Source organism: Mesorhizobium sp. WSM4810 (assembly GCF_055811235.1).
In genome coordinates this window covers 308,443-324,007 of sequence record NZ_JBVVQV010000006.1, presented here as the reverse complement: position 1 = coordinate 324,007, position 15,565 = coordinate 308,443, and the positions used below count along the sequence as shown (strand labels likewise).

Here is a 15,565-nt window from a genome sequence, read left to right as displayed (position 1 = left end):
CGCCCCTCGGCCGGCCCCGGGGCCCCGTGGATAGATCTTCCCGTAAACTTCAGGCCGGCGGCGTTCGAAAATACCCGCCGGCCCGGGTGTTAGGGGGGCCCCGGGCTGGCACCAGGATTCGCTGAGATTCAGGTCAGGCCGAGTCGAGAATGGTGGATTCCGAGAACCGGAGCGGAGCGTACTTACTTAAAGTACGTGAGTACCGGAAGCGCAGGAAACCGCCATTCGCAGGCCGGCCTCACCTGAATAACAGCAGATCCTACCGCGACTTGGTGTTCAGTTCGCGGTTGGCCGTGTAGTCGATGGCAAAGGTGTCGGGGGCGAAGCTTACGCCTTCCCTGACGTTGAAGATCATCACCGTCGTGTCCTTGCCTTGCGCGTCGGTGATCGTCCATTGGCGCAATTCGTAGGTTTTCGGATCGAACATCATGGTGATCTTCGAACTGCCGAACACCGATTTGTCGGCGAGTTGGATGGTGGTGACGTCGTTTTCTTCCTTGACGCTTTTGACGCGGCCGCCGGAGAGGTCGATCCTGGTGTCGAGCAGCAGCTTGAGCGGCGTTTTCGACAGTGGGTAGAGATCGGACGTTTTCAGCCGCTTGTTCAGGATGACCACCGACTTGCCGTCGGAAATCACCCGGAAATTCGACGTCCCATCATAGTTGAAGCGTATCTTGCCCGGCCGTTCCAGGAAGAACTTGCCGCCGGTCTGCTCGCCCTTGGGTCCGAACTGCACGAATTCGCCGGCCATCGATTTGACCGAGGAAAAATGGTCGGCGATCTTCTGCGCGGTGGCTGGCACCGCCGCTTGCGCCGACGCCAGCAACTGGACCCCGGGCACGACATTGATGGCCGCGGCGCCGGCCAGGACCAGCCCGAGGCCAAGCAGTTGGCGGCGGGTCGGGACAAAATCGCTGATCGTGCCGAAAGAAGAGTTTTTCATGCCGGTTACTCTCGTCTGGTTCATCTGTTGTCGCAGTGTTTGGCCCCCAGTTGGGCTTAAGTTTGGCGGCCGAACAGCGCTTGGTCGTTGCAAACGCGCCAGAAGGTTCAAAGTTGCTGCCGTCAGGTTGCAGCCGCGAAAATCCTGTCGGCTTGGCGGGCGGATCAGAACTTGTCGTCCTCCGTCGGCACCAGAATTTCGCGTTTTCCGGCATGGTTGGCCGGGCCGACAATGCCTTCCTTCTCCATCTTCTCGATGATCGAGGCGGCGCGGTTGTAGCCGATGCCGAGCCGGCGCTGGATGTAGCTGGTCGAGGCCTTGCCGTCACGCAGCACCACCGCAACCGCCTGGTCGTAGGGATCGTCGGAATCCTCGAAATTGCCGCCGCCACCGCCCGAGCCACCCTTGCCCGACGGCTCGTCGTCGTCCTCGTCGTCATCCTCGGTAATGGCATCGAGATATTCCGGCACGCCCTGCAGCTTCAGATGCGCGACAATCTTCTCGACCTCGTCATCGGAAACGAAGGGACCGTGCACGCGCTGGATGCGGCCGCCGCCGGCCATGTAGAGCATGTCGCCCATGCCGAGCAGCTGTTCGGCGCCCTGCTCGCCCAGAATGGTGCGGCTGTCGATCTTCGACGTCACCTGGAAGGAGATGCGGGTCGGGAAGTTGGCCTTGATCGTGCCGGTGATGACGTCGACCGACGGCCGCTGCGTCGCCATGATGACGTGGATGCCGGCAGCGCGCGCCATCTGCGCCAGGCGCTGCACCGCGCCTTCGATGTCCTTGCCGGCGACCATCATCAAATCGGCCATCTCGTCGATGATGACGACGATGTAGGGCATTGGCTCGAGATCGAGGTTTTCCGTCTCATAGACCGCTTCGCCGGTCTGCCGGTCGAAGCCGGTCTGCACGGTGCGCGAGATTTTTTCGCCCTTCTTCTCGGCCTGCTGCACCCGCGCGTTGAAACCGTCGATGTTGCGGACGCCGACCTTGGACATTTTGCGGTAGCGGTCCTCCATCTCGCGCACGGTCCATTTCAGCGCCACCACCGCCTTCTTCGGATCGGTGACGACCGGCGTCAAAAGATGCGGGATGCCGTCATAGACCGAGAGCTCGAGCATTTTCGGGTCGATCATGATCAGCCGGCAGTCCTGCGGCGTCAGTCGGTAGAGCAGTGACAGGATCATAGTGTTGATGGCGACCGACTTGCCCGAGCCGGTGGTGCCGGCGACCAGCACGTGCGGCATCTTGGCGATGTCGACGATGACCGCCTCGCCGTTGATGGTCTTGCCGAGCGCCAGCGCCAGCTTGGCCTTGGTGGTCTCGAAATCGCGGCTGGCCATGATTTCCCTGAGATAGACGGTCTCGCGCTTGGCGTTCGGCAGCTCGATGCCAATGGCGTTGCGGCCCGGCACCACCGCGACGCGGCAGGCGATCGCGCTCATCGAGCGGGCGATGTCGTCAGACAGGCCGATGACCCGCGACGATTTGATGCCGGGCGCCGGCTCCAGCTCGTAAAGCGTGACGACCGGACCGGGGCGGACATGGATGATCTCGCCCTTGACGCCGAAATCCTCCAGCACGCCTTCGAGCAGGCGGGCATTCTGCTCCAACGCGTCCTTGGACAGGCTGGCGTCGCGCACGACGTTCTTCGGCTCGGACAGGAAATGCAGCGACGGCATTTCGAATTGTTCGGAGCCGATCAGCGAGGACTGCGCTTCGCGCTGGACACGCGCGCCCGGAACCGGCCGCGGCGCCGGTGCTGCGACGCGGGTGGCGGCATCGGAGCGGAACGGCTGCACCCTCGCATTGGGAGGAGTGCTGCGCGCGGGCTCCGGCGCAAAATCCATGTCATCGTCATCGTCGAAAACATCGGCGTCGTCGAGCGAGGCGCTGCGGTCATTGACCATGGCGGCGAAGAATTCCGGCTCGACGCGGGCGCGCCCATCGGCACTCATCCGCGATTCGGCGAATTCGGCCGATTCGACCCGTTCGGCAGCGCGCCGCCAGGCGCTTGCGCGCGGCTCCGGTTCGAAATCGTCGCGCTCACGGCGGCGGGCGGCGCGGCGGCGGAGAAAGGCCCGCAACGACAGCCACCAATGCGTGATCGCGCCTAGCGCCAGAATGCCCTCGTCGCCCTCATCCTCGTCATTGTCGAAAAGCAGGTCGTCCTGGTCCCTCGGATCGGCTGCGGCCGGTTGCTCCAGGACGGCGAAACCGTTCTTGCGTGCAATCAGCGCCGAGCCGTAGGCAAACAGCCACAGTGCCGGCGCGGCCAGAAGCACGGCGAGCACGCTGGCGATGAGACCGGTCGGATAGCCGCCGACGACGAGGCCTGGAATCTTGAGCACCATGTCGCCGAACACGCCGCCGAGACCGGTCGGCAGCGGCCAGGTCTTGGGCGGCACCACGCAGCCCGCCATGGCCGCGGCAAGCACCGCGTAGCCGAACCAGGCGAGCCCGCGCTTCGGCAGCCTGTCGACGCCGCGCGCCGAAAACAGCAGAAATCCCCAGACCACCGCCGGCACCAGCGCCGCGACCGCAGCAAGGCCGAAGAACTGCATGGCCAGGTCGGAGAAGACAGCGCCCACATAGCCCATGGCGTTGGTGACGATGTTGTCGGTGGCATGGGAGAAGCTTGGGTCAGCGACGTTCCAGGTGGCGAGGCTGGCGACGCCGAAGGCGACCAGCGCAAACAGGCCGGCGCCGAGCAGCCGGCCGACCTGACGCCGCGCGAACGCCTGGATGCCGTGCCCCGTATCGGCCAGCGCAAGCGGTGCTGAAGCCCCTGAACGCATTCGTCGTTCCCCGTCTGTCATGGACTGGCCGGACGCATGACGCACTCCGGCAGATTCGGATGCCAGACTATCGGCGGGAAGGTTAAGGCCGCATTAACCATGGGTGCGTGCCGGCGCTCCCCGAGTGGAAACCGGTCACACAAATGGCGGGCACGCTGGCCGGCCGATGTTTCATCGCCCAGGGTCGATCAGGCGCCCGATCAAGCAATTGTGACCGAGCCTGGACTGCCACTGGCGCGGCATCGCACGAAAAAGAGGCCCGGAACCGGTCCGGGCCTCAATGCGTGAGCCCTTTTCGGGAGCGTCACGACGGGAGGAGAGGTCCGGGGCGGCCGAGGCCGACCCAGACAAGACCCACAGATTACCAGGCTTACGGGTGATAGGCCGCTTCGCCATGCGCGGTGAGGTCGAGCCCTTCGCGCTCTGCATCGGCTGTCGGGCGCAAGCCTACGATCATATCGACGATCTTGTAGAGGATGGCGCTGCCGATGCCCGACCACAGGACGGTTACCAGGACACCCTTGAACTGCGACCACAGCTGGGTCGCCGTGCCGGCATAGCCGGCGGCGAAGTCGGCCGTCGAATAATCGACGATGCCGGCGCCGCCGAGGGCGGGGTTGACCAGGATGCCGGTGCCGAGCGCGCCGATGATGCCGCCGACGCAGTGGATGCCGAAGACATCGAGGCTGTCGTCGTAGCCGAACTTGTTCTTCACGACCGAGACGAAGAAGTAGCAGACGCAGCTGGCGACGATGCCGAGCACGATGACGCCCATCGGTCCGCCAAAGCCGGCGGCGGGCGTGACGGCGACAAGTCCGGTAACAGCGCCCGAAACCGCGCCAAGCATGGAGGCTTTGCCGCGCAGCAGCGTTTCAAGCACGATCCAGGTCACTGCCGCCGCGGCTGTGGCGACGAAGGTGTTGACCATGGCCAGCACCGCATAGGCGTTGGCTTCGAGGTTCGAACCGGCATTGAAGCCGAACCAGCCGACCCACAGCAGCGACGCGCCGACCATGGTCAGCGTCATCGAATGCGGCGCCATGACGTCCTTGTTGTAGCCGATGCGCTTGCCGATCATCAGCGCGCCGACAAGGCCGGCGATGCCCGCATTGATGTGGACGACGGTGCCGCCGGCGAAGTCGATGGCGCCGAAGCTGAAGATGAGCCCCGACGGGTCGCTGTAAGCGCTCGGGCCGCCCCAGAACCAGACCATATGCGCGATCGGGAAGTAGACGAATGTGACCCACAGGATGGTGAAAAGGATCACAGCCGAAAACTTGACGCGTTCGGCGAAGGCGCCGACGATCAGGGCAGGCGTGATGCAGGCGAAGCTCATCTGGAAGATCACGAACACCAGCTCAGGAATGGCGACGCCCTTGGTAAAAGTTTCCGACACCGTCGTCACGTCGACGCCGGCGAGAAACATCTTGGAAAGGCCGCCGACGAAGGCGTTGCCGGGGGTGAAGGCAAGGCTGTAGCCGTAGAAAACCCAGACGATCATGACCACGCTGGTGATGGTGAAGACCTGCATCAGCACCGACAGCATATTCTTGGCGCGAACCAGGCCGCCGTAGAAAAGGGCAAGGCCGGGAATGGTCATCAGCAGCACCAGGATGGTGGAGATCATCATCCACGTCGTGTCGCCCTTGTCGACGGTAAAGGCCGGCGCCGCTGGCGCGGCCGGTGCGGCCGGCGCCGCTTCCTGCGCGAATGCGGCGACCGTGCCCAGCGCTGCGATAGCGAGTGAGCCCAGCAGCGCGGTGCGCGCCACCGACTTCAAAGTAGAAGGAATATTCATTGAACTCTCCATTGGAATACGTTTCCGCAGCTCAAAGCGCGTCGGTGTCTGTTTCGCCGGTGCGAATGCGCACCGCCTGGTCGATGCCGAAAACGAAGATCTTGCCGTCGCCGATCTGACCGGTCTTGGCCGCCGCAGTGATGGCTTCGACGGCCTTGTCGACCATGTCCAGGCCGACCGCGACTTCGATCTTGATTTTCGGCAGGAAGCTGACCGCGTATTCCGCCCCGCGATAGATTTCCGTGTGGCCCTTCTGACGCCCGTAGCCTTTGACTTCGGTGACGGTCAGGCCCTGGATGCCGACTGCGGTGAGCGCTTCGCGCACCTCGTCGAGCTTGAACGGCTTGATGATTGCCATCACGATTTTCATAAGGTTTCACCCTTTACTGTTGCGGGTCCCCGCGTTTGCACGACTTCGCCGATCCCCATGAGAGCCGGAGAGTGCCCGCTAGGATTCAAGCTCCGTGCCAGTTGCCGAAGCAGGGTGTTAAGCTGCTGTTAAATAACGACTTGGGGAAGGTTTGTCGGCTGACTGTTCATAGTCGCGGCAGCGCATCTGTTTAAAAAATAGGCAATTTTGCAAAATTGCCTATTCCGCGGGCGGCCGCTTCAGCCTGATGAGGCCTTCCTGGGCAACCGAGGCGATCAACGTGCCGTCGCGGGCAAACAGCGACCCGCGCGTGAACCCCCGCGACCCTTGCGTCGACGGGCTGTCCTGCGTGTAGAGCATCCAGTCGTCGAGTGGATGGCTGCGATGGAACCACATCGCGTGATCGAGGCTCGCCGCCTGGATGTCGCTATCGAAGATGGCGCGGCCATGCGCAAAGGTCGAGGTATCGAGCAGCGTCATGTCGGAAAGATAGGCAAGCACGGCCGCCTGCGTGGCGCGATCGCCCGGAACCGGGCCGGTGGTGCGGATCCAGATGTTCTGTTTCGGCTCCAGCTTCTCCCGGCTGGTGTAATGCTCCAGCATCACCGGCTTCATCTCGATCGGCCGGTCACGCTCCCAGTAGCGCCTGATGCCGTCGGGCACGGCCGCGCCGAACTTGCCGATCAATTCGCGCTGCGACAGCAATGTGTCGGGCGCCGGCACGTCCAGCGGCATCGGGACCTGGTGCTCGAGACCGACCTCGTCCTGCTGGAACGAGGCTTCCAGCGAAAAGATCGCCTGGCCGTGCTGGACAGCCACGACACGGCGCGTGGTGAAGGAGCCGCCGTCGCGGATACGGTCGACCTGGTAGATGATCGGCACCTTGGTGTCGCCCGGCCGCATGAAATAGCCGTGCAGCGAATGCACGTGGCGTTCGGGCTCGACCGTTCGCTGGGCGGCGACCAGCGCCTGGGCGATGGTCTGGCCGCCGAAGACACGCTGCCAGTCGAGTTTGGGGCTGCGACCACGGTACAGGTTGTGTTCCAGCTGCTCGAGGTCGAGAATGCCGAGAAGCTCGTCCATGGCCGCCGTCACGTTTCGCGCCCTCGTGTCGTTTTGATTCCGAAGTTCGCCTTAATTTCGATATTTCACTCGAAGCGAGCTTCAGAAGCCGCAAAAGTGTTATGGCGGTTTCCGACAGGAATGACGGGCAGTCAAGGCCGGAAAGGAATTTGGCCGGAAAGGAATTTGCCATGGTCGACAAGGCGGATGCAAAAAACCGAACCGCGCTCGACATTCTGGTCGCCGGCGCCGGCTATGTCGGCCTTGCCGCCGCCGTATCGCTGAAACAGGCACGACCGAGCCTGGCGGTCGCTGTCGTCGACGCCGCGCCCGCCGGCATCTGGCAAAAGGACGGCCGCGCCTCGGCGATCGCCGCTGCCGCTTGCCGCATGCTCGACCAACTCGGCGTCTGGGCCGAAATCGCCCCCGAGGCGCAGGCGATCACCGAGATGATCGTCACCGATTCGCGCGCTTCCGATCCGCTGCGCCCGGTGTTTCTCACGTTCGATGGCGAGGTCGCGCCTGGCGAAGCGTTTGCGCATATGGTCGCCAACAGGGATTTGAACGGCGCCTTGCGCCGGCGCGCTGAAACACTCGGCATCGACATCATCGAAGGCGTCGCCGTCAGTGCCTTCGACGTCAACGGTGCCGGCATCACCGTGCATCTTGCCGACGGCGCGACGCTGAAGGCGCGGCTGCTGATCGCCGCCGACGGCGTCAACTCGAAGCTGCGCGACATGGCCGGCATCAAGACGGTGAAATGGGACTACGGCCAGTCCGGCATCGTCTGCACCGTCGCGCATGAACGGCCGCATAATGGCCGCGCCGAAGAGCATTTTCTGCCAGCCGGCCCGTTCGCCACGCTGCCGCTCAAGTCGGACAAGGACGGCACCCACCGCTCGTCGATCGTCTGGGTCGAGCGGTCGGAAGACGCCGAAAAACTGGTCGACGGCGACGACCTCGTCTTCGAGCACGAACTGGAACAGCGGTTTGGCCTGAAGCTCGGCGAAATTCGCGTCGCCGACAGGCCGCGCGCCTGGCCACTCGGCCTGACCATCGCCCGCGATTTCGTCGCGCCGCGCATTGCGCTCGCCGGCGACGCCGCCCACGGCATCCACCCGATCGCCGGTCAGGGCCTCAATCTCGGTTTCAAGGATGTCGCGGCATTGGCCGAAGTGGTGGTCGAGGCCGACCGGCTCGGCCAGGATGTCGGTGCGCTCGACGTGCTCGAACGCTACCAGCAGTGGCGGCGCTTCGACACGCTGCAGATGGGCATCACCACCGATGTCCTGAACCGTCTGTTTTCCAACGACATCGGCCCGTTGCGCGCCGTCCGCGACATCGGCCTCGGTCTCGTCGAACGCATGCCGCGGCTGAAGGATTTCTTCATCCGCCAGGCGTCCGGTCTGTCCGGCGACACGCCGAAACTGCTCAAGGGCGAGGCGATCTGAACCCGACTGACGGGCCGGCATCACCTGAATATCAGCACACCCTTAGTTGACCTCGAAGCCGAGCTTCTGGCGCAGCCGCAGTATCCTCTGGTCGGATATTTTTAGGGGTTGCTCACCAGCCTGCGCCGCGCGGTTCACCATCTGCAGCAAATCGTTTCGCTCAGTCACATCGAGACGTTCGCGCAGGAACGGCGCCAGTTTGTCGATGACGATCGTGGCATCGTCGATCTGGGACGCCGCCCATTTGGCGTAGACCACAGCCTCATCGGTCTTCTTGTCGTCTGCAATCTCCGAAATCACCGACCGAATCACGGCTTCGCGCTGCGACAGGACAGGGCCGTTCTCGGCAATGATGGCGGTGATCAGCGTCGCGGCCGCCACGACCGGATCGTCGATCGCCGTCAGCGGTGAGAGCGCCGCCTGCTTGCGCAACCTCTTGCGCCGAATGTTGCCTTGCACACGCCCGACGACGTCCGCGACCTCGCGCGCCGCATCGTTCATGGCCTTCATCCGATACCACCAGAACGCCGCCACTCCCAACAGCCCAATTGCAGCAATCAGTATATGCATGCCCGAAATCCCCAACCGCAACGACGATAGGAGAAGTGCTGTTTCGCTTCAACACGCAAAAGTTGCGCCCGCCGAAGAAATTGATTCCGCCGGACGCAAACGGAATAATGTTCAGGATCCCGGTACGCTGTAGATCGCCCTGACCTCGATCGTGCCGATTTCGGCCAGCGGAATCCCGCCGGCGATCTCCAGCGCCTCGTCGAGATCCGCCGCCTCGATCATGACGAAGCCGAGCAATTGCTCCTTGGTCTCGGCGAAGGGACCATCGGTGATCAGCCGCCTGCCCTTGCGCCGGCGCACGGTTTTAGAGGTTTTTACCGATTGCAGCGCCTGCGCGATGATCAGCCGGCCGCTTTGCTCCACCGATTTGTCATAGGCCAGCGAGTCGGCGTCGAGCCTGGCCAGCCTTTCCGGGCTCATTGCGTAAAGGTCTTTTTCCTCACCATAAACCAGGCAAACATATTTCATCTCTCATCTTCCTTGTTGGGACGAACTGTTCGCGACCAAGGTCCCAGCCGGGCTTTTGACCGCTGCATAATCGAGAAGGGATACCGCAACCCCTATCATGGCGACCGCAGCAAGCAGTCGACCGAAACCGCAAGGTTGCCGAGCCAACCAGTCGGCTTCCTGTTCAGCCGCCTTTCGGCCAGTGTCTCTCCAGTGAGCAGAAAACAGATTATCCATGGTGTCCTCCATTCGGCCACGAAACCCGTGGCCGCCCGCAGGACGGCCGAGGCAGATGGAAGTCGACATTTTTGCACGCGGATTTTTTTTACGCGTCGCCATTGGCGCGAAAGCACGGGTGGCCTTCGTGCCCGCGCGCGCTATAGTCGACCAGACGCCGATCACGGCTCAGCCACCACAATCAAGGAGGACTTCATGGACCGCACCGCAAACGCCGTCTGGAAAGGCAATCTGAAAGAGGGCAAGGGCACGCTCGACACGCAGAGCGCGGCCCTGAAAGCCACGCCCTACTCGTTCAAGGCGCGGTTCGAGGATGAAAGCGGCAAGGCCGGCACCAATCCGGAGGAACTCATCGCCGCCGCGCATGCCGGCTGCTACGCCATGCAGTTCTCTCACTTCCTGGCCGAGAACGGCACCCCCGCCACCGAACTCGACGCCAAGGCGGTGGTGACGCTGGTTCCTGGCACGGGGATCACAGGCAGCGCGCTCACCGTGGTCGGCAAGGTGCCGGGCATCGATGCGGCGAAGTTCCAGGAGCTGGCCGAGAAGGCCAAGGCCGAATGCCCGGTCTCGAAGGCGCTCGGCGCCATAAAGGTTTCGCTCGACGCCAAGCTCGGCCGAGCAGATGGCATGAGGTGATAAACGCCCGCTCCAAGGCCGGCGTTTTCATTTGTGGGGCGTAGGCGATCCTTCACGTCCCTCCAACACCTCAAAAGGTCATCAGCGTCCGTCGCCGGTCAGCGCGTCGATGCGTGCGCGCATCTGTGCGACCTCTTCCTCGAGAGCCTGCACGCGCGCTTCGAGATCCCAGGCCGGCGAAGACGCTTGCAAGGGCGCTGCGGCAGCCGACAGCTGCACCGGCCCGCCCAGGAGATGCACATAGCGGTCCTCACGCTGGCCGGGACCACGATCGATCTGCTGAACGAGCGGCGGCTTGCGGCCGATCAACAGGTCGAGGTTGCTGCGAAGCTCGTCGATGGAGGGCAATCGCGCCATGCGCTCGCTTCGCGCCAGCAATTCATAGGCGGTTTGCGGACCGCGCAGCAACAGCAGCCCAAGCAGCGCAATCTGCGCCGAGGTCAGCGAAAAGCGCTGCGCGACGACATGCTCGTAGCGCTCGACACGCGAGGCAAAGACCTGCCTGACCAGCCCCTTGTGCTCGAGTTGGCCAAGCGCTCGTCTCACCTCGACAAGCTCGACCGACATCACCGGCTCGCGCGCCGTCTTCTGGTTGGCGGCGGCAAGTGCCGCATTGAGCGTCAGCGGGTAGATGTCGGGCGTCAGTTCCTTCTTTTCGATCAGGCAACCGAGCACGCGCGCTTCGAGGGGAGAGAGGATGGGGAGTTCGGTATCGGTCATGGGTCGGCTATCCTTTGAAGTCGGCGGGACAGCGCCGGCGCGAAGGATCACTACCGACGAGATGATCCCTGCAGCAACTCGTCCGAAGCTAAACCCTTCTCTCCACCATCATCTTCTTGATCTCGGCGATCGCCTTGGCCGGGTTCAGCCCCTTGGGACAGGTCTGGGCGCAGTTCATGATGGTGTGGCAGCGATAGAGCCGGAACGGGTCTTCGAGATTGTCGAGCCGTTCGCCCTTGGCCTCGTCCCGGGAATCGATCAGCCAGCGATAGGCCTGCAGCAGCGTCGCCGGACCGAGATAGCGGTCGCCGTTCCACCAGTAGCTCGGACATGAGGTCGAGCAGCAGGCGCACAAGATGCATTCATAGAGCCCGTCGAGCTTTTCGCGGTCCTCATGGCTCTGCAGCCATTCCTTGGCCGGTTCGGGCGACACCGTCTTCAGCCACGGCTCGATCGAGGCGTGCTGGGCGTAGAAATTGGTCAGGTCTGGCACCAGGTCCTTGACCACCGGCATATGCGGCAGCGGATAGACCTTGATCGCGCCGGAAATGTCGTCGCAGCCCTTGGTGCAGGCCAGCGTGTTGGAACCGTCAATATTCATGGCGCAGGAGCCGCAAATACCCTCGCGGCAGGAGCGGCGCAGCGTCAGCGTCGGGTCGATCTTGTTCTTGATGTAGAGCAGAGCGTCGAGCACCATCGGCCCGCAATCGTCCATGTCGACGAAATAGGTGTCCATGCGCGGGTTCTCGTCATCGTCCGGCGACCAGCGGTAGATGCGGTACTCCCGCAGATTGGTCGCACCCTCCGGCTTCGGCCAGGTTTTTCCGGCCTTGATCTTCGAGTTTTTCGGAAGGGTGAGTTCGACCATTATCTCAGGTCCTTTCGGATGACGAGCTTCAGCCCGGACCAAGTCCCGTTTACGGCGGCCATCATCAATACACCCTGGCCTTGGGCGCGATCTTGGCCAGGTTGATGCCGCCGTCTGCTTCCCTGAGCAGCGGCTCGGTGTGCACCGGCCGATAGCTGAGCGACACCTCGCCGGCCTCGCTGAGCCGGGACAGCGTGTGCTTGCGCCAGTTCGCATCGTCGCGCGCCGAAAAATCTTCTCGCGCATGCGCGCCACGGCTCTCCTTGCGCGCCTCGGCAGCGTAGACCGTGGTGATGGCGTTGGCCATCAGGTTTTCCAGCTCCAGCGTCTCGACCAGGTCGGAATTCCAGATCATCGAGCGATCGAACACTTTTACGTCCTTGAGCTCGCCCCAGATCTGCGAAATGCGCTTGCAGCCGCTTTGCAGTGATTCCTGGGTGCGGAACACCGCCGCATCGTCCTGCATCGCCTTCTGCATCTTTTCGCGCAAAACCGCCGTCGGCGTCGAGCCGTTGGCGTGGCGCAGCCGGTCGAAGCGGTCCATGATCTTGTCAACCGAGGCTTCGTTGGGCGACGGGATCGCCGCGTTGCGGTCGATCACCTGGCCGGCCCGGATCGCCGCCGCGCGGCCGAACACCACCAGATCGATCAGCGAGTTGGAGCCCAGCCGGTTGGCGCCGTGGACGGAGGCGCAGCCGGCTTCGCCGACCGCCATCAGCCCGGGCGACACCTGGTCCGGGTTCAAGGCGGTGGGGTTGAGCACCTCGCCCCAGTAGTTGGTCGGCAGGCCGCCCATATTGTAGTGGACCGTCGGCAGCACCGGGATCGGCTCCTTGGTCAGGTCGACGCCGGCAAAGATCTTTGCCGACTCCGAAATACCCGGAAGTCGCTCGTGCAAAACGGCCGGATCGAGGTGGTCGAGGTGGAGGAAAATATGGTCCTTGTTCTTGCCGACGCCGCGTCCCTCGCGAATCTCCAGCGTCATGCAGCGCGAGACCACGTCACGCGAGGCAAGGTCCTTGGCCGACGGCGCATAGCGCTCCATGAAGCGCTCGCCTTCTGAATTGACGAGATAGCCGCCTTCGCCGCGCGCGCCCTCGGTGATCAGGCAGCCGGCCCCGTAGATGCCGGTCGGGTGGAACTGCACGAATTCCATGTCCTGCAGCGGCAGCCCGGCCCGCGCCGCCATGCCGCCGCCGTCGCCGGTGCAGGTGTGCGCCGAGGTCGCCGAGAAATAGGCGCGGCCATAGCCGCCGGTCGCCAGCACCACCATCTTTGCCGAAAAACGGTGGATGGTGCCGTCGTCGAGGCTCCAGGCGACGACGCCGGTGCAGGTGCCATCCGGCTCCATGATCAGGTCGAGCGCGAAATACTCTATGAAGAACTGCGCGTTGTTCTTCAGCGACTGGCCGTAGAGCGTGTGCAGGATGGCGTGGCCGGTGCGGTCGGCGGCCGCACAGGTGCGCTGTACCGGCGGGCCGTCGCCGAAATTCATCATGTGGCCGCCGAACGGCCGCTGGTAGATCTTGCCCTCTTCGGTGCGCGAGAACGGCACGCCGTAATGTTCGAGCTCGTAGACGGCGGCGGGTGCTTCGCGCACCAGATATTCCATGGCGTCGACGTCGCCGAGCCAATCCGATCCTTTCACGGTGTCGTACATGTGCCACTGCCAGGAATCGGGGCCCATGTTGGACAGCGAGGCGGCGATGCCGCCCTGAGCGGCGACAGTGTGCGACCGCGTCGGGAAAACCTTGGTGATGCAGGCGGTGCGCAGGCCCTGTTCGGCCATGCCGAGCGTGGCGCGCAGGCCGGCGCCGCCGGCGCCGACCACAACCACGTCGAATTTGTGGTCGACATAGCTGTAGGCGGACGCCGTGTTGGCGTTGTTCGCGTCCTTGGCCAAAATTTCAGCCTCCAAATGCCAGTTTGAGCAGGGCGAAGATCGAGGCGACGCCGACCACTACGGGAAAGAATGTGTTGAGGGCGAGCAGCGCCAGCCTCATGCCCTCGCCATGCACATAATCCTCGATGATCGCCTGCATGCCGAGCCGCATATGGTAGAGCCCGGACAACAGCACCAGGGCCAGGACCAGCGCCACGAACGGGTTGGCAAGTGCGGCGCGCACTTGCGCATAGCCGGCGCCGTTCAGCGCGATCAGAAAGCCGACGAAGAACAGGATCAACGGAATGTTGGCGATCGCCGTCAGGCGCTGGCGCCAGAAATGCTCCGTGCCCTCGCGGGCGGAGCCGAGGCCGCGGACCTTGGCCAGCGGCGTGCGCATGTCGGTGTTGTGGTGGCTCACGATCAGGCTCCCCGCGCCATGTAGCCGGCGATCCAGATCAGCAGCGTCAGTACGATCGAGCCGGCCAGCGTCGCCCAGGCGACCCTGGAGGCGGTGTCCTTTTCAAGACCGGCCCCGGTGTCCCAGATCAGATGGCGCACGCCGCCCAGCATGTGGTGCATTAGCGCCCAGGTATAGAACAACAGCACCAGCCGCCCCAGCCACGAGCCGAAGGCCCAGTTGACGGCATCGAAGGTGGATTGCGAGCTCGCCGCCGCCATCAGCCACAGCGCGACCAGCAGCGTGCCGAAATAGAGCGCCCCGCCCGTGATGCGATGGATGATCGACATCGTCATCGTGATCGGCGGTCGATAGACGGTCAGATGCGGCGAAAGCGGCCGTTCACGTCTGGCAAATTCGCGGGTGGCTGGTGATTTGCTCATGGCTCCCCCAGTTCGGCGTCTCTGGAGCCCCAGGTGGAAATGCGGCATTACCGCTTCCGGTTGCGACTTTGGACAGCCCGGTTTCTAATGCTCTTTTTGCACCGCGTCAAAGCCGGAAAATCGTTTCGAAAACGTAATTTAGTCTGACAAAAGGCAGTGTTTGGCTTCAATCGATTAGGGCGCGATCCAAAGCCGGCGCAACGTTCGCTGCAGCGCGGTATATGGTTTCGGTCCGGCGGCTTGGGGCATGTTTGAGATTCAGGTCAGGCCGCGCCGAAAATGGTGAATGCCGAGAACCGGAGCGGGGCGTACTTTCGGGTACGTGAGGACCGGAAGCGCAGGGATCCACCATTTGCCGACCGGCCTTACCTGAATATCGGCATGCCCCTAACGCTTGCAGGTCAGCGGCGTCCTCCCGCCCTTCATCACCAGCGCGTCGCGCCCGTCGATCACGATTGCGTCATGCGCCGCGCCGAAGCGGCTGTTTTGATTGGCTGGCGAGGCCGGCAGGTCCTCGCTGGCGCCGTCCGGGCCAAGCACCCGCACCGAAGTGCCGAGGTTTTCGATGGTGATCCTGGCGCCATCGGCGCAAGTGTAAGTCGCGGTGCGCGGCTGCGGTGAATCGGCGAGCGGATTTCCAGCCTTCGGCGCATTGGTCTGAGACACGCAGGCAATTGTGGTCAGCAATGGACAAAGGGCCAGCGTCACCCGAAACGTCCGGCCTAACGCCATGTACTGTCTCCCTACGCGTCAATCCAGCCGCGATGCTTTGCCAAGATCACCGATGTCGCGCTCGACGCCGGCTGCGATGGTGGCGGCAAGCATGGCCGAAAGATGGCCGCGGATATTAACCATGTTTGCCGAGACCTGGCGGCCAACAGGGCTGGCCCCTTAACAATGGTTAAGAAAAGGTTAATTTATGATTCGAGCAAGA

Annotated in this window: 15 protein-coding genes; 2 read left to right on the top strand and 13 right to left on the bottom strand. The window is 63.4% G+C overall.

Annotated features, from left to right (window positions below; all coding sequences use genetic code 11):
• Window positions 1–259: 259 nt before the first annotated feature.
• The 5 genes from AC0L3O_RS12495 to tesB all read right to left on the bottom strand — a co-directional run bounded on the left by AC0L3O_RS12495 (window position 260) and on the right by tesB (window position 7,007).
• Window positions 260–943 (bottom strand): outer-membrane lipoprotein carrier protein LolA, encoded by a 684-nt coding sequence (locus AC0L3O_RS12495; RefSeq protein WP_473615723.1) that lies wholly within the window; start codon window positions 941–943, stop codon window positions 260–262.
• A gap of 164 nt (window positions 944–1,107) precedes the next feature.
• Window positions 1,108–3,744, bottom strand: a complete 2,637-nt coding sequence (locus AC0L3O_RS12490) for an FtsK/SpoIIIE family DNA translocase (RefSeq protein WP_473615721.1) — start codon at window positions 3,742–3,744, stop codon at window positions 1,108–1,110.
• Between the two features lie 370 nt (window positions 3,745–4,114).
• Entirely contained in the window at window positions 4,115–5,542 is a 1,428-nt protein-coding gene (locus tag AC0L3O_RS12485; protein ID WP_091592240.1) for an ammonium transporter, read from the bottom strand.
• Window positions 5,543–5,573: 31 nt separating this feature from the next.
• The gene (locus AC0L3O_RS12480; RefSeq protein ID WP_023800571.1) at window positions 5,574–5,912 is read right to left on the bottom strand and encodes a P-II family nitrogen regulator; all 339 of its coding nucleotides are present in this window, start codon (window positions 5,910–5,912) and stop codon (window positions 5,574–5,576) included.
• Window positions 5,913–6,131: 219 nt separating this feature from the next.
• Window positions 6,132–7,007, bottom strand: a complete 876-nt coding sequence (gene tesB / locus AC0L3O_RS12475; RefSeq protein WP_128173684.1) for an acyl-CoA thioesterase II — start codon at window positions 7,005–7,007, stop codon at window positions 6,132–6,134.
• Window positions 7,008–7,165: 158 nt separating this feature from the next.
• Between tesB and AC0L3O_RS12470 the strand changes: the two genes are divergently transcribed.
• On the top strand, window positions 7,166–8,425 hold the full coding sequence (locus AC0L3O_RS12470; RefSeq protein WP_128245841.1) for a ubiquinone biosynthesis hydroxylase: 1,260 nt from the start codon (window positions 7,166–7,168) through the stop codon (window positions 8,423–8,425).
• A 42-nt stretch (window positions 8,426–8,467) separates the two neighbouring features.
• On the opposite strand, the gene AC0L3O_RS12465 is transcribed toward AC0L3O_RS12470, so the two are convergent.
• Together AC0L3O_RS12465 and AC0L3O_RS12460 are read right to left on the bottom strand one after the other, a co-directional pair.
• Window positions 8,468–8,995, bottom strand: a complete 528-nt coding sequence (locus AC0L3O_RS12465) for a hypothetical protein (RefSeq protein WP_128177907.1) — start codon at window positions 8,993–8,995, stop codon at window positions 8,468–8,470.
• 111 nt (window positions 8,996–9,106) lie between these two features.
• Complete coding sequence (locus tag AC0L3O_RS12460) at window positions 9,107–9,463, bottom strand: YciI family protein (RefSeq protein WP_128177909.1); 357 nt, start codon at window positions 9,461–9,463, stop codon at window positions 9,107–9,109.
• A gap of 411 nt (window positions 9,464–9,874) precedes the next feature.
• Between AC0L3O_RS12460 and AC0L3O_RS12455 the strand changes: the two genes are divergently transcribed.
• On the top strand, window positions 9,875–10,318 hold the full coding sequence (locus tag AC0L3O_RS12455) for an OsmC family protein (protein WP_473615720.1): 444 nt from the start codon (window positions 9,875–9,877) through the stop codon (window positions 10,316–10,318).
• Window positions 10,319–10,399: 81 nt separating this feature from the next.
• Here AC0L3O_RS12455 and AC0L3O_RS12450 read toward each other — a convergent pair whose 3' ends face one another.
• The 6 genes from AC0L3O_RS12450 to AC0L3O_RS12425 all read right to left on the bottom strand — a co-directional run bounded on the left by AC0L3O_RS12450 (window position 10,400) and on the right by AC0L3O_RS12425 (window position 15,363).
• A complete protein-coding gene (locus tag AC0L3O_RS12450; RefSeq protein ID WP_473615719.1) occupies window positions 10,400–11,038 on the bottom strand; it encodes a YceH family protein in 639 nt (212 codons plus the stop codon).
• Between the two features lie 88 nt (window positions 11,039–11,126).
• Complete coding sequence (locus AC0L3O_RS12445; protein WP_023800578.1) at window positions 11,127–11,906, bottom strand: succinate dehydrogenase iron-sulfur subunit; 780 nt, start codon at window positions 11,904–11,906, stop codon at window positions 11,127–11,129.
• 64 nt (window positions 11,907–11,970) lie between these two features.
• The gene (gene sdhA / locus AC0L3O_RS12440; protein ID WP_473615718.1) at window positions 11,971–13,809 is read right to left on the bottom strand and encodes a succinate dehydrogenase flavoprotein subunit; all 1,839 of its coding nucleotides are present in this window, start codon (window positions 13,807–13,809) and stop codon (window positions 11,971–11,973) included.
• Between the two features lie 4 nt (window positions 13,810–13,813).
• Window positions 13,814–14,188 carry a succinate dehydrogenase, hydrophobic membrane anchor protein gene (sdhD, locus tag AC0L3O_RS12435; RefSeq protein ID WP_268929907.1) on the bottom strand — a complete coding sequence of 125 codons (375 nt, stop codon included), beginning with the start codon at window positions 14,186–14,188 and terminating at the stop codon, window positions 13,814–13,816.
• A 23-nt stretch (window positions 14,189–14,211) separates the two neighbouring features.
• Window positions 14,212–14,631, bottom strand: a complete 420-nt coding sequence (gene sdhC / locus AC0L3O_RS12430; protein WP_077380892.1) for a succinate dehydrogenase, cytochrome b556 subunit — start codon at window positions 14,629–14,631, stop codon at window positions 14,212–14,214.
• A gap of 387 nt (window positions 14,632–15,018) precedes the next feature.
• Complete coding sequence (locus AC0L3O_RS12425) at window positions 15,019–15,363, bottom strand: hypothetical protein (protein WP_023800582.1); 345 nt, start codon at window positions 15,361–15,363, stop codon at window positions 15,019–15,021.
• Window positions 15,364–15,565: the final 202 nt, after the last annotated feature.